This is a genomic window from Legionella sp. D16C41 (genome assembly GCF_048541585.1).
Taxonomy (GTDB): domain Bacteria; phylum Pseudomonadota; class Gammaproteobacteria; order Legionellales; family Legionellaceae; genus Legionella_C.
The window spans coordinates 1,601,169-1,624,987 of record NZ_CP183303.1 but is presented as its reverse complement, the minus strand read 5'-3'; the positions used below and the strand labels follow the sequence as shown (position 1 = coordinate 1,624,987).

Sequence of the window (23,819 nt, the reverse complement as noted above, 5' to 3'; positions counted from 1 at the left end):
TTATACTCCTACTCGCACAGAAAGCTTAACAATAAATCTTCTAGAGTCAGTAATTGATTTATAGTTATACTATAGCTTAAATTTTTACTAGCTTGATTTAACTTATCAAGCAAAGTAAATAAAGAAGTAATTTTAAACCCTCGTGTTAATTCTTCTAATTTAAATGATATGTTTGAGTCTAGAGGTATAGTAGAAAAATAATTATGTATCATCTGTGCAATTATCAGATAGATAAACCGAGTTAGGTCGTTTAAATCATAAACTGACCATTTTTCTGCAATAGCATTTATAGATACCTGTTTCTTTTTAATATTTATTAAATCATCAAGAAACAATTCTTTCTGTTTAAGTAAAGTTGCTAGCGAACTTTCCACATTATATTGTTCAAATTGAGCAATGTAATTCTCGAGATTAAAATTAAAATCAGTAAAATACCATTTTTGACAACGACTAAGAATAGTAGCTGGCATCTGGCTTATAGACTCAATTATCAAAATAAAATATATACCATTTGGTGGCTCTTCTAACATTTTTAATAATGAATTTGCTGCAGCACGATTCATTCTTTCCGCATGTAAAATTAGAATTACTTTACTTTTAGCTACTTGTGAGGAAGTATACAAATAGTTATGTAATTCTCTAATTTGCTCAACTTTAATAGCAGTTCCAGGTTTTTCTGGTTTAATTTGATATAAATCAGGATGCTCATTATGTTTAATCAATAAACACGATTTACACACACCGCAGGGCCTGTTAGTCTCTTTACATAAAAGAGTAGTTATCATTTGGCCATATAGAGCCGTTAAACTCGCTGTAGATGAACCTTGTAATAAAAATGCGTGGTGTAGACGCTCTTGCTTATGTCCCTCCTCAAAAGTTTGCAAAAATTTAAGGTATTCAGGATTCGTAACGGCCAAATTAACAGTATGCATTTTCATCCAAAAAGATTTTTAATTGTAAGCAAATAGCTTGCTGTACGCTTTCTAAAGGCATACTCGCATCAATAATCACTACTTTTTTAGTCAGCTTTAATTTTTGCTGATAAGCTTGATATACACGGTTAAAAAAAGATAATGATTCTTGCTCAATACGATCTGTTTGGCCTCGACTATTAGCTCGTTCAAGCCCCTGCTTAGGGGAAATATCTAAAAATATAGTTAAATTTGGCTGCAGTTTGTCTAGGCAAAATTCAGATAAACTATCTAAAATAGCCTGACTAATGCCCCTGCCACCGCCTTGATAGGCATAGGTTGATAATTCAAAACGATCCGCGATTACCCATTCTCCCCTTGCTAAAGCTGGTTGAATAACATTTTGAATCAGCTGGACTCTAGCAGCATACAATAGTAACAGTTCACTGCGACTATCTAATGGCTCATCAGCAATAGCTTCTTTAATTAACGTCCTAATTTTTTCTCCAATATAAGTCCCCCCGGGCTCACGAGTGACTATAACTTTCTTTACTTTATCTTGAAGATAATGCTTTATTGTTTCAATTGCAGTTGTTTTACCTGCACCTTCAAGGCCTTCCACTACAATAAACTGTCCAGGAATCATTAATTCTCCTTATTCATATAACGAGCAATTGCTTTTTTCTGTTCCTCATAGGTTGTAGAGAAAATATGAGTTCCATCACCCTTTGCGACAAAATATAGGTAATTTGAAAACTGAGGATGAGCAGCTGCTTCAATAGCGTCGCGACCAACCATAGCAATCGGGGTGGGCGGTAAACCCCTATAAAGGTAAGTGTTATAAGGAGAGTTAGTTGCCAAATCTTGATGACTAAGTTTACCGGAATAAGTTGAACCTAGAGCATAAATCACAGTTGGGTCCATTTGAAGGGGCATTTGTTTTTTTATGCGATTAACTACAATACCACTAATAATTTTTCGCTCTTGAGACAACGATGTTTCTTTTTCCAAAATGGATGCGGCAATAAGTAATTCATATGGTGTTTTATAAGGTAGGTTTGGACTTCTTGTTTCCCAATTAGTATCTAAAATAGCTAATAGTTTTTTGTTTGCCGTTATTAAAAGTCGCTTTGCATCACTGCCAGCATCATAATAGTAGGTGTCCGCAAGCAATAATCCTTCAGCACTAGTGTATTTACCTATAATAGATAGCCAGTCATTGGGCTCGTAGTGAAGATATGGAGCTTGGGACAGCTTTTGTTTAATCTGATATAGATTACTCCCTTCAATTATTCGAAACGCAGCTATTAAAACATCACCAGCTACAATTCTATCAATTAAATCTGGTGCTGACTCGTCTGGCTGTATCTGATAAACACCTGCTTTTAATTGATTAGCTAACCCTTTATATTTAATATAATTTTCTATAGTAAATTTAGAATCAATAAAACCATTTTTATATAAATTTTGAATTAATGCTGTGGCTGTTGAATTTGGCTTTACTTCTAAGATAAGAGATTTTCCGGCTGTCATCATGGGTTTATTTAAAAGCATATAGAGCCAAATTAAAAGCAATACGGCTGTTAAGCCCAATAAGATTAAAGTTCTAACAACAATTTTTACGATTGGGCGCTTTTGTTTTACCTGGGCAGGTTGATTTTTTAAAGGAGAGCTGTCATCTTGCATTTATTACACCAATATTAGACGCTGCTTATATAATAGGCTTTTTTGCAGCATTGACAGCTAACGCTTATCCTGGTGCATGAATTAGCCCCTGTAAACTTGTTTCATACGTGATATTAAAAACGTTAAAGTCATTATTCTTACAGAAAAAATAGAAATTTAATCTATTTATTTTAATTCCAATATTGTTTGAATATCACAAATTTGTGGTACTTGATGTCGATGAATTACAGCAATACGGCCGCATAAATTAACAATCTAATTTAAATTATTTTACTGTTTAAGACAACAATACATTTCTTATTATACTAAGATTTAGACTTGCAAAGCTTTAAATTAATACTTTGCATTTTTGACCAACTGAAAGTTATTATTAAAATAAGTCTCAAACCATAGAATATTATTTTAAATGTATAGTAGACATTATTTAAAACGAAGTTAAATTAGTGATTTATATATAAGCCAGGCTTAATTATTATACTTTCAACAATAAAATTTATTTAATTAAACAGAAGTATAACGTTTAAATAATAGGCTGCCGTTAGTTCCACCAAATCCTAAAGAATTACTTAATGCATAATCTATCTTTCTAGATTGTGGCTCATGAGACACATAGTTTAAATCACATCCTTCATCAGGCTGATCTAAATTAATCGTAGGCGGTGCAATTTGATCTTGAATAGCTAAGATAGTAAATATTGCTTCTACTGCACCTGCAGCACCTAATAAATGGCCAGTCATAGACTTAGTTGAGCTTATTGCTAGTTTATAAGCATGGTCATCAAACACTCTTTTAACGGCTTTAGTTTCATTTAAATCATTTAAATAAGTAGAAGTACCGTGTGCGTTAATATAATCAACCATCGAAGGGCTTATATTTGCATCTTCAATAGCCGTTAGCATTGCTCGTGAGGCGCCATCTGCGTCCTCATCGGGTGCTGTGATATGAAAAGCGTCTCCAGACATACCAAACCCTACTAGTTCAGCATATATTTTTGCATTCCGAGATTTAGCATGTTCATACTCTTCAAGGATTAAAATGCCTGCGCCCTCACCCATAACAAATCCATCTCTATCCTTATCCCAAGGACGTGATGCTTTTTCAGGTTCATCATTTCGTTTAGATAGTGAACGTACGGCAGAAAAGCCAGCCAAACATAGTGGCGTAGTGGTCATTTCGGCGCCACCACAAACCATAACGTCAGCATCGCCATAGGCTATCATTCTACCTGCTAAACCAATATTATGTGTGCCTGTAGTACAAGCTGTTACTACCGAAATATTAGGGCCTTTTAATTTATATCTAATTGATATTTGGCCGGCAACCATATTGATGATACCAGCAGGTATAAAAAAAGGAGAAACTTTACGTGGCCCGCCGGTCATTAGTTTTTCTTGGTTATTAGTAATGGTTTCTATACCACCAATACCAGCACCGACAGCTACACCAGCACGCAAGCTTATTTTATCATCGATAATAAGCCCAGAGCTAGCTAAAGCTTCTTCAGCTGCGGCCAACCCATATTGCGTAAAAACATCCATTTTACGAGCTTCTTTGAGAGGGACATATTCTTCAATGTTAAAATTCTTTACTTTAGCCCATATTTTAGTTGGAAAATCAGTCGTATCAAACCCTTCAACAGAGTTAACACCACTTTTACCCGCCAAAATAGCTTGCCAAGTATCTTCTACATTTAGACCAAGCGGGGTAACCATCCCCATGCCGGTCACTACAACACGCCGCTTACTCAATGAATAGCTCCTTAATTATTAAGCTTCTTCTTTGTTCATATTTGCTTCAATATAGTCAATTGCTTCTTGAATAGTAGTAATCTTCTCTGCTTTCTCATCTGGAATTTCAGTTTCAAATTCTTCTTCAAGAGCCATAACGAGTTCTACTGTGTCAAGGGAATCAGCACCCAAGTCTTCAACAAAAGAAGCATCGTTTGTTAACTCATTTTCCTTAACACCTAACTGTTCACCAACAATTTTACGAACTCGCTCTTCAACTGTACTCATAACTTGTATTTCCTTTCTTAAGGTTAAAAAAATATATGGTGGGTAGTTTATTCATTTCTCGAGAGAACGCAAGCTTAATTATTATAAGTTTACCAGAATACCCTTAAAAAACCTTTTTTTCATTAATCCATGTATAAGCCACCATTAATATGGATAGTCTCACCGGTAATATAATTTGCACTATCAGAGGCTAAAAATGCAACAACTTCAGCTATATCATTTACGTGTCCAAAACGCTTCATAGGAATCCGCTTGAGCATTTCCTCTTTTACTAAGTCCGGTAAAGAATCTGTCATATCTGTTTCAATAAAACCCGGGGCCACAACGTTAACAGTAACACCACGACTCGCTAATTCTTGCGCTAATGACTTAGAAAAACCGACTACTCCTGCTTTAGCAGTAGTATAGTTGACTTGACCGGAATTTCCACTTGAGCCAACCACTGAACCAATAGTAATAATACGACCCCATCTGGCTCTAAACATAGATTTTACACAAGCTTTACTCATACGGTAAATAGAATTTAAATTAGTTTCTATAACGCGGTACCATTCATCATCATCCATGCGTAATAGTAAATTATCTGCAGTAATACCGGCATTATTCACTAAGATTGAAGGTAATTTTTTTTCATCTGAAAGTTGGGTCATCAAACTCTCGACACTATCTGCACTTGTAACATCAAGTTTTAAACCTTCTCCTGCAAGATTAGCATTATTAAAACTATTACTTATTAATAAAGCAGATTCGTCAGTGGTTGCCGTACCAATTACATAAGCCCCTCTCTGTGCCAAAGTTTCAGCAATAGCTTTTCCGATACCTCGACTAGCACCTGTTACTAAAGCTACTTTTCCTTCTAGGTTAACCATTTAAACCCCTATATTGAATCATCATTAATCTTTAAAATTAGATTGGTAAATTATTAATAGAATCAACCTCATTGGTCTTAAAATGAGACAAGGTTTGTTCAATTGAGTTTTTATCATGAGTATTAAATATTAATAACCCTCTATCAATACGCTTAATTAAGCCGGAGAGAACTTTGCCAGGACCACATTCTATAAATTGCCCTATACCATTTTTTTGCAACAACTGGATTATTTCGACCCATCTTACTGGTTTAAACAACTGCTCTTCCAATAAAGAACGAATTTGGTTAGGCGCCTCATAGATACTTAAATCAACATTACTTACAACTTTGACTTCAGGCGTTTTAAAAGGTACTTCGCGTAAAACTTCTGCAAAAGCGCTAGCAGCGTTTTTTAATAAAGAACAGTGACAAGGGACGCTGACTGGAATAACTTTAGCCATTCTAGCGCCTTTTAAATTTGCTTTTTCGATTGCGTTTTCTACTGCAAGACTATGACCTGCAATAACAACTTGACCAATAGTATTGTAGTTCGCCACAGAAACCTGTTCATAATCGTTACTAATTTCATTGCAAATTTGATTGACTACTTCATCACTCAAACCAATTACAGCGGCCATAGCACCTTGCCCTAGCGGAATAGTCTCCTGCATAAGCCGGCCTCGCTTTGCAACTAATTGCACACCATCTTCTAAACTCATAGCTTCAGCACAAACTAAGGCTGCATACTCTCCTAAACTATGGCCAGCCATCCACTTAGGCTGTGGCAAACCTAACTGACGCAATAAATTATAGACAGCTACATTAGCAGTTAACATCACTACTTGGGTAATTTCTGTTTGGTTTAATTTTTCTTCAGGGCCTTCTTGAATAAGTTGCCATATATCATAATTAACACGCTCTGAGGCACTATTAAAAGTTTCTTGAATAATTGGGTAGCTCTTAGCTAATTCCTCTAACATGCCTATAGATTGTGAACCTTGGCCAGGAAATACAACTGCTAAATTTGCCATATAAAGCCTCAATTTAATAATAAACGCTTACTCTACGCACCAAAAGACCGTATGTGATGTACAAAAATCATGCTTTAAACTACTCTAAAAGACTATACACCAATTTTTGAGCACAATTTTAATCAAAACCACACCAAATTCAATCTTACCGTGATTAAAACATGGTCTATGAACAATTACATTTAATGTTATCTATTTAATAAATATCTTTTAAAAGAATTTAAAAATTATAAGTAGTGTATTTTTTAAACGCTCTGAAATGAGCACCACTTAATTATTTGTGGTACTAGAATGTACAGGACAGTACATTATATAAATACAGCTAAATAAACCAATCGATTGACCGGTAATAATATTTTTAAAAGCGTTTATTAAATAACTCACTTAGCTATTAGTAACGAATAACCATTGCCCCCCATGTCATACCGCCGCCAAAAGATTCTAAAAGTAATAAATCACCTTTTTTTACTCGCTTCTCTTTAATAGCTAAATCTAATGCTAAAGGAATGGAAGCCGCAGAAGTATTACCTTGATTTTCAATTGTGACAACTACTTGTGACATAGATAAATTTAATTTTTTAGCGATACCTTGAATAATGCGAATATTAGCTTGATGCGGGATTAACCAGTTAATATCTGATTGCGTTAAATTACTTGCCTCTAGAATTTCGTCAACAACATCGCCCATAAGATTAACAGCAATTTTAAAAACCTCATTGCCACGCATCCCAATTAACGCTTTATTATCAAGCGATGTGTAATTAGGATAGGTTAATAAAGAATTAGCATCATAGGTGGCATGTAAAACACTTGCTAAAATCCCAGGACTGTCACTAGCACTCAATATTGCAGCCCCTGCACCATCACCAAATAATACACATGTAGAGCGATCAGTCCAATCAACGGCCCGAGACATAGACTCACTACCAATAACTAACACATTTTTAGCTGAACCAGCTTGAATATACTGTTTAGCAATATCCATAGCATAAATAAAACCACTACAGGCCGCCCCAATATCCAAAGCAGGGATATTAGAAGTTATTCCTAAAGCATTTTGAACATAACAAGCAATCCCAGGAAAGAAATTATCAGGCGTACAACTTGCAACGATAATTAAATCTATTTCGCTGGCCGTAACCGTTGACGCGCTGACAGCTTGCTTAGCCGCTTCAGCAGCCATATAAGATGTAGTTTCATGCTCTGATGCAATATGGCGACTGCTAATGCCAGTGCGCGAAACAATCCAATCATGAGAGGTATTTAGTCTAGTTTCTAATTCATAATTAGTAAGCCGGTTTTTCGGTAAATAACTGCCCGTTCCATTAATAACCGCATGCATCATAACAATAAACCTTGATTAATAAACTCATTTATCTGGTCGCGCACCAAATCAACTACATTATTTTTTACCTGTAACATAGCTTCCTCAATTGCATACTGGAAAGCTAATTCGCTAGCGCTACCATGACTTTTTACTACTATACCATTTAACCCTATCAAACTGGCGCCATTATATCTAGCAGGATCCATTCGCGTTTTCAAGCGTTTTAGCGCAGGCCAGGCAACAATACTCATTAAACGTGTTAAGTAACTTTTTAAGAAAGATTCTTTTAGGATTGCTAACATTAACTTAGCTAAACCTTCGCTAGCTTTTAAAGCAACATTACCAACAAAGCCATCACAAACAATTAAATCAACTTCCCCTGAATAAAAGCCATCACCTTCTACATAACCTACATAATTTAATAAATTACAGTCAGATAGCATATGTGCTGTACGCTTAATCTTATCATTACCCTTAATTTCTTCTTCACCAATATTTAAAAGGGCAATTTTAGGCTTTGTTTTTTTATCAGCGGCTTGAATTAGGGCTGATCCCATAACGGCAAATTGGAAAAGATGCTCAGCACATGAATCAACATTAGCGCCTAAATCAATAACGCGAGTTTTCGCTTGCAAGGTAGGTAATTCTGCAATAATTGCTGGCCTATCAATTCCAGGTAAAGTTTTTAGTACAAAACGTGCAGTAGCCATCAATGCACCAGTGTTACCTGCACTCACACATGCCTTGGCTCGGCCCTCTTTGACTAAATTTATAGCAACTCGCATTGACGAGTCTTTTTTATTACGCATAGCATGGGATGGTAGCTCATCCATACCCACAACTTCAGAAGCATGAATTATTTCGAACTGCTCATGGTTAAGCTTTCCATGCTTCTTAAGATGATTAGTAACCTGAGATTGATCACCAACTAATAACAATTTTAAATCTGGATTATTTTTCACCGCGCGAACACAAGCAGGGATTAGAACTTTTAGCCCATGATCCCCGCCCATCGCATCTATTGCAATGGTAATAGTTTTCAAGCGAATTACTCTTGCTCGTAGACGTTATCTGTATCTAATACTTTACGGCCACGATAGTAACCATCTGGCGTCATGTGATGCCGAAGATGAGTTTCACCTGTTGTGCTATCAGTGCTTAAAGTAGGCTCTTTTAAAGCATCATGAGAGCGTCTCATATCTCTTCTAGAACGTGATTTTTTATTTTGTTGTACAGCCATTGCATTACTCCTAGGCAATTTGTATTCATTGGTGCGAAATATTACATTATTTTTTGCCGTTAATCCAAGTATTACTTGCTATTTGTTATCTTCCAAAGGCATAAAATGGATAAATTTGCTCACTTCTTTATCACACTCACTAATATTCGGATGACTTTCAGGGCTATAAAGATGTAATTCATCAGTAATTAATTCTACCAGATTAATAGAAAAATCTTTAGCAACAATACATTCATAAATACTCATTAATCTTTCAGCACAAGCTTCTGAGTTACAGATTGCTACAGTCGTCTTATTATCATAATTATATAAAAAATTTTTTAGACAACGCTGACACTCAATAACAAGTTCGCCCTTAACTTCTAAGAATAAAACAAAATAGTTATCCACTTCTTTAACCAGATAATTACAATCTAGAGAGCAAGGAGGGCTAACTCTCTCGGGCAATCTTTCTTTTATATCAACATGTATTGTCTGCTGTTTACCTTGTTTTGCTTGTGTTTTAAGATCAATTAGCATATTAAGTAAGTCTCAATTATTATATAATAACCGCTTTTAAATTAAAAAATGTTTTCTTTTTTTATTAATAAATGAACATTAAATATATCATAAATTTAAGCAAATTGAGCTAGGATTTAAATTTAAACCTAAACTTTGAGAATTGTTGTAACGTATGAAAGCAAAAGTAATAGTTGGTATGTCTGGCGGTGTGGATTCTTCAGTAGCTGCATGGCTTTTAAAAGAGCAAGGTTATCAGGTTGAAGGTTTGTTTATGAAAAACTGGGAGCAAGATGACCAAGATAGTTATTGTGCGGCAGCTATTGACTTAGCTGATGCAGAGGCGGTTGCTAACCAATTAGGTATTCATTTACATACCATTAATTTTTCAGCTGAATATTGGGATAATGTTTTTACTCACTTCTTAAAAGAATATGAAGCTGGCCGTACACCTAATCCTGATGTTCTTTGTAATAAGGAGATTAAATTTAAGGCTTTTCTAGACTATGCATTAACATTAGGTGCTGATTTTATAGCTACTGGACATTATGCAAAAGTTGAGAATGGCAATTTATTTAAGGCGAAAGACAGAGACAAAGATCAAACCTATTTTTTACATGCTGTAGATAAAGCAGCCTTAAAAAAAACCTTATTTCCTATAGGTGATTATTTAAAATCAGAGATTCGTACCCTTGCTGCTAAATTGCAACTCGTTACCTCACATAAAAAAGACTCAACTGGCATTTGTTTTATAGGTGAAAAACGCTTTAAAGCATTTTTACAAGAATTTATTCTAGCTAAACCTGGCGACATAAAGAGTACCGATGGCAAGTTATTAGGCCAGCATGATGGATTAATGTTCTATACAATAGGGCAACGCCAAGGCCTAGGTATTGGCGGACGCTACGACAGCAGCGAAGAGCCTTGGTATGTGGTGGAGAAAGATGTCAAAACCAATACTTTACTTGTTGCACAGGGTAATGAGCATCCTATGCTCTATGCTCAGGGATTAATTTGTAGTGCGATTCATTGGCTTGCACCTTTCGATAATAAACTACCCTTGACGTGCTATGCAAAAACCCGCTATAGGCAACCTGATCAAGCGTGCGTAATCTCTCCTATCATAGACAATGGACATTGTGTCATGTTTTCAGCTCCCCAGCGAGCTGTTACCCCAGGACAATATATTGTTTTCTATGAGCGCAATCAGTGCTTAGGGGGAGCTATTATTGAGCAGATTATTCGGTAATTTTTAACTAAAAATGATTACAAACCAGCAAAAAATTAAGTTAAGTGTTACAATAGAAAGAAGTCTAATTTAATTAATGAATGACTAATTTCTTATCAAGGTCTTGTTAGGAGTAAATAATGAGCACTGTAAATTTATCATCTACAGCAATAGAGTCTCAACCAAAAACGGGTATCCATTTCTCTATAAGCGCAGCTGATAAAGTTGCTTCTTTAATTGCTGAGGAAGATAATCCTAAGCTGAATTTACGTGTTTATATTACTGGTGGTGGCTGCTCAGGATTTCAATATGGATTTACCTTTGATGAAGCTATTCAGGCAGATGATACGGTTATTGTCCAACATTGCTCGGATGGAAAGTCATCTGTTAAGTTGCTAGTTGATTCAATGAGTTATCAATTTTTGCATGAGGCAGAAATTGATTATATAAAAGGTATTCAAGGAGAACAGTTTGTAATTCGCAACCCAAATGCAAAAACAACTTGTGGCTGTGGCTCATCTTTTAGTATAGATGATGAAGATGAATAAATACCTCACACTTAAATAACGCCAACTTAAATGAATTTCTATGAGGTTGGGCCTTAGCCCAACTCCACGTAGTTACCTATTGTTAATCCCAGGCCTAGCCTACACTAAGGTTTACAATCGAAAATCACATTTTCAATTATTAATGTAACTTGCTTCCTTAATAAGGCCTTATTACGACCTTTGTTCCTACATTAATGAAATTGCCACTTAACCACTTAGCATCACTAGGTACTACCCGAATACAGCCATGGCTTGCATTATAATTAGGAACTTCATAAGAACCATGAATAGCATAATATTTAGAAAAGAACATGCAATAAGGCATTGGTGATCCACCTCGGCCAACTGGATAGCGGGTAGAACGACATCCAGGGCCTTGCTTACTAATTACAGTATAAGTGCCACTAGGTGTCTTACAACCTCTTCTTATGTCAGGACAATATTTTCTGCCACCCGACGCTTTACCACTCCTTACAACATGGCCATTTTGGTCAATAGCCGTCCAAGTTAACTTATTTGGGTTGAAAACAAAGGTATTAGCAAATTGTGAGGTTGAAACTAAAGAAAAAGAAACAAATATGAAAGGTACGGCAAGGTTTTTAACTAGCTTAGCTCCCATAATGAATCCTATCTGTGGTGAGGATACTTTAACTATAGGACAAAATTTAACTTATTTGTATAAATATTATTCAATATTTATTTTTTTAAATGAATATAAATTTAAGCTTTTGAATAAAATAGCAATTATCAGCCCTAAGCAATTTATTAAGAGGTAGGAAGGTATAGGAGATAATAATTTAGAGCTGTATAACGGTTATTAAACACAGTAAAAACCTTACAATAAAAATTGACTTCAAGTCTCTTTATCTGTTGGTTTTTTTGCCTCTTCCCAATGATTAAATCCTGATTTTTTAATCAAAAAATCAACAAATTCTTGATGACTAGTTACCTCTTCTGACGTAGCATAAATAATTGGTGAAGAACTTTGTAAAGCTACTTGATTAACAGCAACATCAATAATGGTTGATTTTGCCTGCTTAAGATTATCTTCAAATAAACTGGTTTGCCCACCTGTCATTGCTAAGTAAACTAAAGCTAGTATCTCTGCATCTAATAAAGCGCCATGTAACTGTCGATTGGAATTATCTATTTCATAACGCTTACAAAGTGCATCTAAACTATTTCGTTGCCCGGGGTGTTTCTCCCGTGCTAATAAAAGTGTATCTAATACTTTACAATAATTATTTAATTGGTGAGGCCAATTCAACAACGTTAATTCAGCATTTAAGAAACCAATATCAAACGCTGCATTATGAATAATTAGCTCAGCATCTTTAATAAATATTAATAACTCCTCCGCAATTTCGCAAAATTTTGGCTTATCAGCTAAAAACTCTGTACTAATACCATGAACTCTAAAAGCGCCTTCATCTACTTCGCGTTCTGGATTTAAATAAACATGATAATTATTGCCAGTTAATTTTCTATCAATTAACTCTACACATCCTATTTCGATAATGCGATGACCACTTTGTGGATCAATGCCTGTTGTTTCGGTATCTAAAACTATTTGCCGCATAATTATCTCACGTAAAAACTTACATTCTCTTTAATAACAGCTTTAATTATGGCGTAGATTTACTATTTTGTAGCTTCCAAAATGCCCTGATTAGCTAAGGCATCAGCTAATTCATTTTCATAATGACCATTATGCCCTTTCACCCAATGCCAGTTAATTTGATGCCGCCCTGCCAATTCATCTAATTGCTGCCAAAGGTCAGCGTTTTTTATAGCTTCTTTTTTAGCATTCCGCCATCCATTTTTCTTCCAACCAGCCAACCAGCTTGTCATTCCTTGGCGTAAATATTGCGAGTCAGTGTACAATTCTACCATACAAGGCCGTTTTAAAGCTTGTAAAGCTTTTATAGCAGCTGTTAATTCCATACGATTATTAGTAGTTAATAACTCACCACCATAAATTTTTTTTTCTTGCCCATTATACCTAAGTAAAGCACCCCAGCCACCTGGCCCCGGATTACCCTTACAAGCACCGTCTGTAAAAATTTCAACTATCATAATAATTAACGTACACCTTTTTAGTACTACATAATTTGCCACTATACCGCTGGATTCTGCGGCTAAACCGCAGAACGTAGGCCTTAGTTGCCGCTATATCTTGTGCCTCACCGTTTAGTCCATGCCTGATGCTTTATTCTACATTTCGTACTTCACTTTTATCCTATGCCCTATATTTCACCCTTCACTCTACATCCTATACTTCACCTTTACCCTACGTCCTGCGCTTCACTCTTTACCCTACATCCTGTAATTCACCTTTACCCTACATCCTGTAATTCACCTTTACCCTATGTCCTGCACTTCACCTTCACCTTACGTCCTGTACTTCACTCTTTACTCTACGTCCTGCGACTTGTTCGCAGGATCCAGTTTGAAGTATTTTTACTTTATTAGTGGAATCTACTGTTAAACTAAGGGAAAAAAGTATTAAATTTTTACTTATTTAGTTTAAGCTTACAACTTATTTATATTAGTGCTAGCAGCCTTACTACTCTTAATTTAATGTAAATCATCATTGCGAATACGAATACCTGCCCAATATCGCAGGAAATAATACAATAATTTTCCATAAGGTGGGTAAAGAAATGTAATTGATGACAGTCTACCTTGTTTAAAAACAGATTTTAGATTAGAAAAAGTATCAAAACCTTCTTGACTATGATAACGCCCGATCCCACTTTGACCAACTCCGCCAAAAGGTAAATCATCCATAGCAACTTGCATCACGGTGTCATTAATCGCTAAAGCACCCGATAGGGTTTCGCATTGTAGTTTTCTAATCTCTTCATTATTATTACCAAAATAATAAATAGCTAAAGGGTCAGTTAGAGAGGAAATATAATCTATTACTTGAGAGAAAGTATTGTAAATCATGATGGGTAATATAGGACCAAATATTTCTTCCTGCATAATCTGCATTGTTGGATTAACGTTAAAAACTAAGTAAAATGGCATTTTTTGCTCTTCATCAAAGTTACCAAATTGAACAATTCTGGCTCCCTTTAAACGTGCATCATCCAAAAGATTGCTAAGCCTTTGTTTATGGTTAGTAGAGATAATATTAGAATAATGCTTATTGCTCATTTCTGAGTAGCGCTTTTGCATAAATTTTGCAACTAGGCTTCCGATATGATCTTCCCATTTCTCATCAATTAATAAATAATCAGGCGCAAGACAAGTCTGGCCAGCATTAAATAATTTACCCATTAAAATTCGATCTAGAAAATGCATAGAAGCTGTAGAAGAAATAATGGTGGGCGATTTACCACCTAGTTCTAAAGTCAATGGCGTTAAATTTTTACTTGCAGCAGCCATTACTTTTTGGCCTATTTTTGTGGAACCGGTAAATAAGAGATGCGCAAAAGGCAGACTTGTAAACTGCTCTGCGAAGGCAGCATCACCATTATGAATACTAACAGCCTCTTTTAAATCATCAGATTGCTCAATTAAATCTTTAAGTTTTTGACCAGTTACAGGCGTTAATTCAGATATTTTAATCATAACCTGATTACCTGCAGCCAAGGCATAAGCTAGTGGCACTAAAGATAAATAAATAGGGTAATTCCACGGTGATACTATTCCTATAGTACCTAGAGGTTGAGCTAGGATAAATCCTTTACCCGTACCGAAATACCAATCTATTTTTCTTTTTCTAGGTCTTATCCATTTTTTTAAGTGCTTAATACAATAATTAATTGCATTGATAGTAGGATAGATTTCTAAAAGTAATGTTTCTTCCTGAGCACGATAGCCATAGTCTTTATTAACTGCTGCAGATAAACTCAACGCATTAATTTGCATCAACTTCTTAAGTTGTTGTAAATTTTTTAATCTCCTAGCTAGTGGCAAATAAGGATGGCTAGTAAATAAATGTTCATGTAGCTTAAAAGCAGTCTGCAACTCATCTTGATGGCTCACGATTATCCTTATAATTAATAACTAGAAAAAATCTTGCGCAACATAATGTTTAAATTCGCCTTGTATAATTTTTTCTTTAATTATTGCAATATCAGGTGCGAAATATCGATCTTGCTCAAGTGGCAAAACATAACTTCGTACTTTATCATAAACCTTTTCTAATAAAGGTGAAGTCTTTAATGGTTTATGAAATTCTAACCCTTGGCAGGCAGCTAATAATTCAATAGCCAAAATAGTTGCTGTATTGTTTATCATATTACTTAAACGTCTTGCGGCATTAGTTGCCATTGAAACATGATCTTCTTGATTAGCAGAAGTTGGTAAACTATCAACTGAGTGTGGATGGGCAAGAGCTTTATTATCACTAGCACAAGCCGCTGCAGTGACATGGGCTATCATAAAACCTGAATTAAGCCCGCTTTCAGTCACTAAAAAGGCAGGTAAGCCGCTAAAATTTTTATCAATTAATAAAGCGATACGTCTTTCAGCATTCGCACCAATTTCTGCAATAGCTAAGGCAAGATTATCGGCAGCCATAGCAATCATTTCTCCATGAAAATTCCCACCTGATAAAATTTCACCTTCAGCTGCAAATACTAAAGGATTATCTGTTACTGAATTTATTTCTACCTGTAGTGTCTCTGCAACAAACTTTATTTGCTGCAAAATTGCACCCATTATCTGTGGCTGACAGCGCAGCGAATACGGATCTTGTACTCGATTACATAGACGATGTGATTCTCTAATCTGACTACCTGATAAAAGTAGACGATATAAGCTAGCAACTTGCCGCTGCGTTTTATGACCCCGAATAAGATGAATACGATCATCAAACGGAATATCGCTACCCCTGGCAGCATCAACTGAAAGACTACCTGCGATTATAGCCGTTTTAAACAATAAATCAGTGTCAAATAAGGCCTTAAGGCATATCGCAGCTGAAACCTGTAAGCCATTTAATAATGCTAGACCTTCTTTAGGGCCCAGCTCGAGGCGAGGTAGACTGAGATCAGTTACATCACTAACTGATATCAATTGATTTTCGATACGTACTTGCCCCTCACCAAGTAAAGGTAACGCTAAATGAGCTAATGGAGCTAAATCACCTGAAGCACCAACTGAACCAACAGCAGGAATACAAGGGTAAATTTGCTGGTTATATAACGTTAAAAGTGATTCAATTAATTCTTTCCGTACGCCGGAATAGCCACAGGCTAACGCATTTATTTTTAACAACAAAATTAAGCCAACAATTTCATCAGTTAATAATTCGCCACAACCACAAGCATGTGATAAAACAATATTACGTTGTAATTGACTTAATTTTTCTGCCGAAATTCTTTGATAAGCTAAAGAACCAAAACCTGTATTTATTCCATATACTGTTTTGTCATTAGCGACAATAGCATTTACAATTTGATTTGATTTTTCAATCTGAGCTAAACACGCAGGATTAAGTGAAATTTTCGCTTTAGAATTTAGTAGAAATTGCACATCACTTAAATTCAATTGACCTGGGTTAAGCTCAAAACATTCAGCCATCCTAGCACTCCTTTAAAGCATTGGTAACCACAATTTATTTTCTTCTGCACATTGCTTGGCTAATTCATAACCAGCATCAGCGTGACGCATTACACCTGTAGCAGGATCGTTATGTAATACCCGTTGCAAGCGTCTATGAGCAGCTTCTGTACCATCTGCAACAATAACAACACCTGCATGTTGCGAAAATCCCATACCTACACCACCGCCATGATGGATACTAACCCAAGTTGCCCCACTGGCACAGTTTAATAACGCATTTAAAAATGGCCAATCAGAAACGGTATCACTGCCATCTAACATAGCTTCTGTTTCGCGATTTGGGCTTGCAACCGAGCCTGAATCCAGATGATCACGGCCGATTACAATAGGTGCCTTCAGCTCTTTATTTTTTACCATCTCGTTAAATGCTAAACCTAAACGTACTCTATCTTTTAAACCAACCCAACAAATTCTGGCTGGTAAACCTTGAAAAGCAATTTTTTCGCGTGCCATTTTTAACCAACGATGTAAATGCTTATCCTCAGGAAGTAATTGTTTAACTTTCTCATCAGTTGCATAAATATCTTCTGGATCGCCCGATAAAGCCACCCAGCGGAAAGGGCCAATCCCTTCACAAAATAGAGGTCTTATATAAGCTGGTACAAAACCTGGAATATCAAAAGCATTCGTTAAATTCTTTTCATAAGCCATTTGGCGAATGTTATTACCATAATCGAATACAGGAATACCTTGCGCTTGGAAATCTAGCATTGCTTTTACCTGTTCAGCCATTGACTGTTTAGCAGCTTGCACAACTTCATCAGGCGAGGTCTTACGCATAAACTCAGCATGTTCCAACGTCCATCCTTTAGGTAGGTAACCATTTAAAGGATCATGGGCGCTAGTTTGATCTGTTACCAGTGAAGGCTTTTCACCGCGGCGCAATAATTCAGGGTAAATTTCAGCTGCATTTCCTAATAAACCAACCGAGATTGGGTTTTTTTCCTGGCAAGAGCTATGAATTAATTGTAATGCTTCATCTAGATTATCAGTGAAATGATCAAGGTAACGAGTTTTTAAGCGTTTTTTAATTCGATTTAAATCGCACTCAACAGCAAGCATGCTAGCGCCAGCCATCACTGCGGCTAATGGTTGGGCACCGCCCATCCCGCCAAGACCCGCTGTTAATATCCACCGACCTTGTAAGTTACCATCATAATGCTTTCTAGCAGCAGCGCTGAAAGTTTCATAGGTTCCTTGAATAATTCCTTGCGAACCGATGTATATCCAACTTCCCGCAGTCATCTGACCATACATCATTAAACCTTTCTTATCTAGCGCATTAAAATGCTCCCAAGTTGCCCAATGAGGTACAATGTTAGAATTTGCAATTAATACACGCGGCGCATCTTCATGTGTAGTAAATACACCAACTGGCTTTCCTGATTGAATAAGCAGCGTTTGATTATTTTCTAATTTTTTAAGTACATCGATTATTTTAGCAAATGCAGTCCAATTACGCGCTGCTCGCCCAAGGCCTCCGTAAACAATTAATGATTCTGGCGCCTCTGCAACTTGTGGGTCAAGGTTATTGCAAAGCATTCGTAGTGCTGCTTCTGTTAACCAGCTTTTAGCTTCTAACTCTGCACCTGTTTTAGCTTTTATTGGCCTATTTTCCATAATAGATATTTATCCTTTATTAATTAAGTCAAAAATTATCGATCATTTATTTTAAGAAATTAAGGTAATAGAAATTGCTACTATAGGAGATTAATTATTTAATGCAATAAGAAACTTAATATAGAGCGTTTGTACATACGCACATGTCTAGGTGCATCAATATATAAATATTAGTTATGCAAAATGCCCACATTCAAAGAATCAACTAAATTTAAAACATTTTTTTATACACCCGGAATATAAATTAAACATCTATTTATGATAAAATATAAGTAATAGTTCTAATATAGAAATTAAAGTGCAAAATACAATCAAACACCCTCCTACTTTACGGGTATTTTTTGCTACAGAGATGTGGGAACGATATGGTTTTTATGTCGTTCAATCTTTATTAGCTTTATATATGGCGCTACACTTTAAATGGCCTGATGAGCATGTTTATGCATTAGTAGGCTCCTTTACGGCTATTACTTATTTATCACCTATTGTTGGTGGGTGGATTGCGGATCAATTACTGGGCCAAAAGAGAACTATATTAACTGGTGCTTTTTTCTTGTTTATTAGCTATCTTATTTTAGCCTTTGTAACATCTACTCAAGGTCTTCTTATCGCGCTAGCTGGTATAGCAGTAGGCACAGGTTTATTGAAGCCTAACATTTCTTCCTTATTAGGAAATATCTATGATGCTGATTCTCCGCAAAAAGAACGAGGGTTTACCATTTTTTATATGGGCATTACTTCAGGAATTATTTTAGGCACCACATTACCTAATTATTTAAATTTACATTTTGGGTGGCCAGTTGCTTTTGTTAGTGCAGCGATGGGCATGATTATTGCCAGCTTAGTGTTTATTAACGGGGTTAAGTTTTATCGTATTGCCGACTACCAACCTTATCAATACTCTCCTAGCAAAATAATTAAGGCTGCGCTATTAATCGCATGTCTTTGGTCTATTTCCTTTTTCATTTTATCTTATTCTCATTTTGCAGATTTAGCATTTTGTTTTGTAGTATTATTAGCTTTAAGTTACCTTATTTTAACTTATTTACATGAATCCCCAATGCAAGCTAATCGGACTCTAGTTATCGGTTTACTATGTGTTATATCTGTGGTGTTTTGGGCCTTTTATTTTCAGATGTTTTTATCACTAACTTTATTTATTGCGCGGGTTGTGCAACCTACCTTTCTAGGTATTAAGTTTCCTCCACCTTACTATGTTAGTATAGAAAGTTTTGGTATGTTATTTTTTGGTTATTTTATAGGTAAGAACAAACGGAAATTAACGCTTGAACAAAGTGGTATTAGAACGGGGAATAAATTTTTACTTGCTATGCTTTTTACTACGTTAGCCTATGTACTTATTCTCGTAGTTTGTCATTTTTCTGAAAGCACCAATACGCTATTATCACCTTTATTTTTTATACCTACTTATTTATTAATTTCGTTGGCAGAATTATTTCTTTCACCTGTTGGTTTGGCAGCAATTACTACACTTGCCAGTCGTGAACGAGTAAGTACGCTAATGGGTATCTTCTTTGTCTCATTGGGAATAGGAGCTTTCTTGGCAGGTAAATTAGCTAACTTTACTTCTATTAATCCTGATTTAGTATCTATAGCTGAGCTTAAGCTTCATTATAGTCAGACATTTACGCAGATGTTTATGGTATTATTAGGTGCAACTATTATTTGTTACTTATTAAATAAAGTGATTAAAAAATTACTTTTAAAATATGCAAATTTAAATACATTAACGGATATAACTTCTGTAGCTCAATAGCCTATAGATTAAAGCTATATATTCAAATATCACTTGCAAATAAAATTAAAGATATCAAAGCAAAAACCATCCCTAGAGCTTGCTTATAAGAAATTGCTTGTTTTAAGAAAATCACACTTAAAATTAATGTTACGGCTGGATACATAGACGTCATAAGAACTACTGGCATAGCCGGGCCTTTCCGTAAAGCCATAATGAAAAAAATACAAGCAATTCCACTAGCCAATCCATTTAGCAGGCCGTAAAAACTCCCTTTAATAGAAATCTCTGGTTTAAAATTTAATAGCATTAAAGCTACTATACCAGAAATAAGCACTCCCAAACTTGAATAAAAGGTAATGGATAAAGGATTAATAAAGTCTGCAGCTCTCGACCCCCAATAACCCCAAGCACCATACAATAAAAGAGCAATTAAAGAAGGGTAATACCAAGTGCTAAAACTCATTTAAGCAAACTCATTCTTAATTAACTGGCCACAGCATACTCTGCAATGCTTCAAAATAAAACCTTTCTTTAAGTGTTAAAACGTTCTTCACCAAAATAGGATATACTAACAGCCACATATTTGTTTATATACTATACTCTTGATATATTTTATATACAAATTAAATGATTATGTTACTCTATCGTGTTCCCTTAGTAGAGCAAAGTGTCATTAATACAAATGATGAGGTTAAAACCCTAAACGTCTGTTGGTTATATGCCGTAATTATTGCAAGCTGTAACACGCCAGAACTCGAAGAGTTTGCAGCAAAAAAACAAATGTTAGTCAATAAAATGCAGGACACAGGAATCTCTAGTGAAAATATAAATGCAATGATACAAAGAGGGGCTGGGTTTACTCCTGAAAAGTGTCAAACAATTAATGGAATTTTAGGAATTACCCACACTATGAGTTTAAATGACATTACTGGTGAATTTGCTAGCTATAAAAAAGCTTCTAATAAAGAAAAAAGATCGATATATACAAGATTGTATAATATATTAAATGATGTGGGGCCTTTGGTTTTAGAGTATCCTGCATTTGGCTTTAAAGCGATTCATAGAACCGCTGTTACTGGTATTCTTTTAGGTAAAAGTAGTAAAGATAATCAGGAAGAAATATTTTTTTTAGTCAATGACACAATGGATTGTAGAATTAAGGCTATACCAATAACAGATTTTTTAGAAAAACAATCTGTTAGCAATCTACCGATCAACTTCTTGTATTTATCAAAACAAGAGAAGAAACCAGTTAGATATACCACTCAAGAGATAGTTAATCTAATTAGTGAGCTTCCTTATAATAGATATAACTTTAACTTAAAAACTGATTTACTACTTGAGCTAGATATAGATAATCTTATCGATCACCTTTCAGGAAAAGTAGTAACCATTACTTCGTCGTCATCAAACAACCCTAAACAATTTTTTAATAATAGCCCAAATGCTGATATTGATTTAGTAAAGGATAGTCCAGAAGTGGAAGCGGCCGATTCGCTAAAAAAAGACGGCTATTGTTCTATAAATTAGAATAGCTTTTGCGGTTTTTATTTACTGATAGTCCATAGAGAATAAACAAAAATTGACTTTGAGCAAAGCATTTGCATACCATATCTGTAATCAACATTAATCATCCTAGGCTTACTTGATGGATTATCATTATTTTAAAGATATCATTAATAATATTTATGGCAGTTATGTTGGCTATGATAAAAGGCCAACGTTTTTTGATATTGAAAAAACTTTTCCTTCATTAGATAAAATAACAAAAAATTACCCTGCAATAAAACAAGAGTTCAATAACGTTCTCGCAAATAATACACAATTGCCCAGATATCATGACATAGATCCCGGGGAAGCCGATATTTCAGGTACAACCAAAAAAAACTGGAACGTTTTTATGCTTTATCTGCTTGGCTATCGATTAGAAAAAGCAGAAAAATTATGTCCAACTCTTTGCAAGCTTTTAAAAGATATTCCTCACTTAACCCAAGCTTTCTTTTCTATTTTAGAGCCTGGTAAATCAATTCCTCTGCATAAAGGACCTTATATCGGTTATTTACGCTATCATCTAGGTATTCATATTCCTAAAGAAAATCCGCCCCAAATTATTGTTAATAATAAGCCTTATACATGGCGCGAAGGTGAAGCAGTATTATTTGATGATTCATGGCCGCATGAAGTCAAAAATCAAAGCGATGATTACCGTGCAGTATTAATCATTGATGTTTTAAGGCCTATGCCTTTTATTCCGCATACTCTTAATCAATTTGTAACCAATGTGCTTGGTAGGTATTTTTATGGCCGAAAGGTTATTAAAAGAGCACTACAGTACAATGAAGAGATAAAACCACTTGCTCAGTAATAACTTTAGCCTAAAATAATTTAAGCGTAACTGTTCAAAGGATATGCCTGAAACTTAGTAAAATGCTTGATTTGAGCATCTATTGAACTTAAGTCAGACCAAAAAAGTGAAGGTGTAGCTTTTATATGAGTAGTTTGAAGTATAATTTTAGTTCAAAATATGCCCAATGCAGCTTTTCGGCGCATAGGGCGTGAACGTTTATATTTAAGCTAGCTTGAATTATTTCGGGTATGTCTGGTATTATGCAACGCTTTAAAAATGATTTAATTATGTTAGAACAGCCATCTGAACTCAAAAAACTTCACACTATTTTGGATGATAATCAAGCAATAGATATCGTCATTATCGATGTTAGCAAACAAACTTCAGTAACCGACTTTATGGTTATTTGCAGCGGCCGTTCATCTCGCCACATTCGAGCTATTGCTATGAATGTGCTAGAAAAGATGAAATTAGCAAGTATTCCTATATTAGGCTCTCATGGTTTAGACAGTGGTGAGTGGGCTTTAATTGATTTTGGTGATTTTGTACTTCATATTATGCAAGCAGACACTAGAGCTTTTTATAATTTAGAAGGCCTTTGGCAAGAAAATCCTTAAACTTAGAACTTATCTTTAAAGGCTATTAACGCCAATCTTTAATTAATAGCAAGAGGTATTAATGTTTAAAATTACTATTATTTCTTGCGGTAATAAAATGCCTACCTGGGTTGAGCAAGGAACTAATGAATATAGTAAACGCTTAAAAGAATATGTAAAACTCAACTTAATTGAAATTCCTTTAATAAAAAGAACTAAATCAAGTGATTTAAAACGTATTCAAGAAAAAGAAGCATTACTTATTAATTCCTCTATTCCTGAAAGCGCAAGAGTTATTGCGCTTGCGATTAATGGTGAAACTTTTAGTAGTGAGAAGTTAGCTACTAAATTCGCTACCTTACAAAGAATTAATAGCCATATTTGTCTTATCATTGGGGGCCCTGAAGGTTTAACCGAGCCTACCCTTGCTCGCTGTCAAGAACAATGGTCTTTATCAGCATTAACCTTGCCTCACCCTCTTGTTAGAATTATTCTCCTTGAAGCCATTTACCGCGCTTGGTCAATTCTTAATAATCACCCTTACCACAAATGATATTTTACGATAAGATGTGCATTCATTTT

At 35.2% G+C, this 23,819-nt stretch carries 25 protein-coding genes; 7 read left to right on the top strand and 18 right to left on the bottom strand.

The features are described 5' to 3' along the window. Positions 1-8 precede the first annotated feature (8 nt). From ACNVED_RS07125 to ACNVED_RS07075, 11 genes are all read right to left on the bottom strand, one after another. The gene (locus ACNVED_RS07125) at positions 9-932 is read right to left on the bottom strand and encodes a hypothetical protein (RefSeq protein ID WP_419421060.1); all 924 of its coding nucleotides are present in this window, start codon (positions 930-932) and stop codon (positions 9-11) included. Continuing rightward, positions 919-1,557: a dTMP kinase gene (gene tmk / locus ACNVED_RS07120; RefSeq protein WP_419421059.1), complete on the bottom strand. Its 639-nt coding sequence runs from the start codon at positions 1,555-1,557 to the stop codon at positions 919-921. The genes ACNVED_RS07125 and tmk overlap by 14 nt, the downstream gene beginning before the upstream one ends. Further along, a complete protein-coding gene (gene mltG, locus ACNVED_RS07115; RefSeq protein WP_419421058.1) occupies positions 1,557-2,597 on the bottom strand; it encodes an endolytic transglycosylase MltG in 1,041 nt (346 codons plus the stop codon). Before mltG ends, tmk begins: the two co-directional genes overlap by 1 nt. Before the next feature lie 501 nt (positions 2,598-3,098). Next, complete coding sequence (gene fabF / locus ACNVED_RS07110; protein ID WP_419421057.1) at positions 3,099-4,346, bottom strand: beta-ketoacyl-ACP synthase II; 1,248 nt, start codon at positions 4,344-4,346, stop codon at positions 3,099-3,101. Positions 4,347-4,364: 18 nt separating this feature from the next. After that, positions 4,365-4,613 carry an acyl carrier protein gene (gene acpP, locus ACNVED_RS07105; protein ID WP_419421056.1) on the bottom strand — a complete coding sequence of 83 codons (249 nt, stop codon included), beginning with the start codon at positions 4,611-4,613 and terminating at the stop codon, positions 4,365-4,367. Positions 4,614-4,735: 122 nt separating this feature from the next. Continuing rightward, entirely contained in the window at positions 4,736-5,482 is a 747-nt protein-coding gene (gene fabG / locus ACNVED_RS07100; protein ID WP_419421055.1) for a 3-oxoacyl-ACP reductase FabG, read from the bottom strand. Positions 5,483-5,519: 37 nt separating this feature from the next. Beyond that, positions 5,520-6,494 (bottom strand): ACP S-malonyltransferase, encoded by a 975-nt coding sequence (gene fabD / locus ACNVED_RS07095; RefSeq protein ID WP_419421054.1) that lies wholly within the window; start codon positions 6,492-6,494, stop codon positions 5,520-5,522. A gap of 391 nt (positions 6,495-6,885) precedes the next feature. Beyond that, positions 6,886-7,839 (bottom strand): beta-ketoacyl-ACP synthase III, encoded by a 954-nt coding sequence (locus tag ACNVED_RS07090; protein ID WP_419421053.1) that lies wholly within the window; start codon positions 7,837-7,839, stop codon positions 6,886-6,888. Next, the gene (gene plsX, locus ACNVED_RS07085) at positions 7,836-8,864 is read right to left on the bottom strand and encodes a phosphate acyltransferase PlsX (RefSeq protein WP_419421052.1); all 1,029 of its coding nucleotides are present in this window, start codon (positions 8,862-8,864) and stop codon (positions 7,836-7,838) included. The genes ACNVED_RS07090 and plsX overlap by 4 nt, the downstream gene beginning before the upstream one ends. Before the next feature lie 5 nt (positions 8,865-8,869). Next, positions 8,870-9,061: a 50S ribosomal protein L32 gene (gene rpmF / locus ACNVED_RS07080; RefSeq protein ID WP_419421051.1), complete on the bottom strand. Its 192-nt coding sequence runs from the start codon at positions 9,059-9,061 to the stop codon at positions 8,870-8,872. A gap of 78 nt (positions 9,062-9,139) precedes the next feature. Next, on the bottom strand, positions 9,140-9,580 hold the full coding sequence (locus tag ACNVED_RS07075) for a YceD family protein (protein ID WP_419421050.1): 441 nt from the start codon (positions 9,578-9,580) through the stop codon (positions 9,140-9,142). Positions 9,581-9,734: 154 nt separating this feature from the next. Here ACNVED_RS07075 and mnmA point away from each other — a divergent pair, with 154 nt between their 5' ends. Together mnmA and erpA are read left to right on the top strand one after the other, a co-directional pair. Beyond that, complete coding sequence (mnmA, locus tag ACNVED_RS07070) at positions 9,735-10,808, top strand: tRNA 2-thiouridine(34) synthase MnmA (protein WP_419421049.1); 1,074 nt, start codon at positions 9,735-9,737, stop codon at positions 10,806-10,808. A 119-nt stretch (positions 10,809-10,927) separates the two neighbouring features. Next, positions 10,928-11,335: an iron-sulfur cluster insertion protein ErpA gene (erpA, locus tag ACNVED_RS07065; protein ID WP_419421048.1), complete on the top strand. Its 408-nt coding sequence runs from the start codon at positions 10,928-10,930 to the stop codon at positions 11,333-11,335. A gap of 157 nt (positions 11,336-11,492) precedes the next feature. Here erpA and ACNVED_RS07060 read toward each other — a convergent pair whose 3' ends face one another. The 6 genes from ACNVED_RS07060 to hutU form a co-directional block, all read right to left on the bottom strand. Beyond that, positions 11,493-11,954, bottom strand: coding sequence for a L,D-transpeptidase (locus ACNVED_RS07060; protein ID WP_419421047.1), 462 nt, complete (start codon positions 11,952-11,954; stop codon positions 11,493-11,495). Positions 11,955-12,188: 234 nt separating this feature from the next. After that, entirely contained in the window at positions 12,189-12,914 is a 726-nt protein-coding gene (gene dnaQ, locus ACNVED_RS07055; RefSeq protein ID WP_419421046.1) for a DNA polymerase III subunit epsilon, read from the bottom strand. A 62-nt stretch (positions 12,915-12,976) separates the two neighbouring features. Beyond that, the gene (rnhA, locus tag ACNVED_RS07050; RefSeq protein WP_419421045.1) at positions 12,977-13,411 is read right to left on the bottom strand and encodes a ribonuclease HI; all 435 of its coding nucleotides are present in this window, start codon (positions 13,409-13,411) and stop codon (positions 12,977-12,979) included. Between the two features lie 501 nt (positions 13,412-13,912). Next, positions 13,913-15,331 (bottom strand): aldehyde dehydrogenase family protein, encoded by a 1,419-nt coding sequence (locus ACNVED_RS07045; protein WP_419421044.1) that lies wholly within the window; start codon positions 15,329-15,331, stop codon positions 13,913-13,915. A gap of 21 nt (positions 15,332-15,352) precedes the next feature. Next, complete coding sequence (gene hutH / locus ACNVED_RS07040) at positions 15,353-16,873, bottom strand: histidine ammonia-lyase (RefSeq protein ID WP_419421043.1); 1,521 nt, start codon at positions 16,871-16,873, stop codon at positions 15,353-15,355. 12 nt (positions 16,874-16,885) lie between these two features. Then, on the bottom strand, positions 16,886-18,535 hold the full coding sequence (gene hutU / locus ACNVED_RS07035; RefSeq protein WP_419421042.1) for a urocanate hydratase: 1,650 nt from the start codon (positions 18,533-18,535) through the stop codon (positions 16,886-16,888). A gap of 298 nt (positions 18,536-18,833) precedes the next feature. On the opposite strand from hutU, the gene ACNVED_RS07030 reads away from it, so the two are divergent. Further along, positions 18,834-20,312 carry a peptide MFS transporter gene (locus ACNVED_RS07030; RefSeq protein ID WP_419421041.1) on the top strand — a complete coding sequence of 493 codons (1,479 nt, stop codon included), beginning with the start codon at positions 18,834-18,836 and terminating at the stop codon, positions 20,310-20,312. 22 nt (positions 20,313-20,334) lie between these two features. Here the strand turns inward: ACNVED_RS07030 and ACNVED_RS07025 are convergent, their stop codons facing one another. Then, the gene (locus ACNVED_RS07025; RefSeq protein WP_419421040.1) at positions 20,335-20,757 is read right to left on the bottom strand and encodes an EamA family transporter; all 423 of its coding nucleotides are present in this window, start codon (positions 20,755-20,757) and stop codon (positions 20,335-20,337) included. Between the two features lie 170 nt (positions 20,758-20,927). Between ACNVED_RS07025 and ACNVED_RS07020 the strand changes: the two genes are divergently transcribed. From ACNVED_RS07020 to rlmH, 4 genes are all read left to right on the top strand, one after another. Continuing rightward, entirely contained in the window at positions 20,928-21,824 is an 897-nt protein-coding gene (locus tag ACNVED_RS07020) for a hypothetical protein (RefSeq protein ID WP_419421039.1), read from the top strand. A 118-nt stretch (positions 21,825-21,942) separates the two neighbouring features. Then, positions 21,943-22,659, top strand: coding sequence for an aspartyl/asparaginyl beta-hydroxylase domain-containing protein (locus ACNVED_RS07015; protein WP_419421038.1), 717 nt, complete (start codon positions 21,943-21,945; stop codon positions 22,657-22,659). A gap of 269 nt (positions 22,660-22,928) precedes the next feature. Beyond that, positions 22,929-23,258: a ribosome silencing factor gene (rsfS, locus tag ACNVED_RS07010; protein WP_419421156.1), complete on the top strand. Its 330-nt coding sequence runs from the start codon at positions 22,929-22,931 to the stop codon at positions 23,256-23,258. Positions 23,259-23,319: 61 nt separating this feature from the next. Further along, complete coding sequence (gene rlmH, locus ACNVED_RS07005; protein ID WP_419421037.1) at positions 23,320-23,790, top strand: 23S rRNA (pseudouridine(1915)-N(3))-methyltransferase RlmH; 471 nt, start codon at positions 23,320-23,322, stop codon at positions 23,788-23,790. The last annotated feature ends 29 nt before the right edge of the window (positions 23,791-23,819 follow it).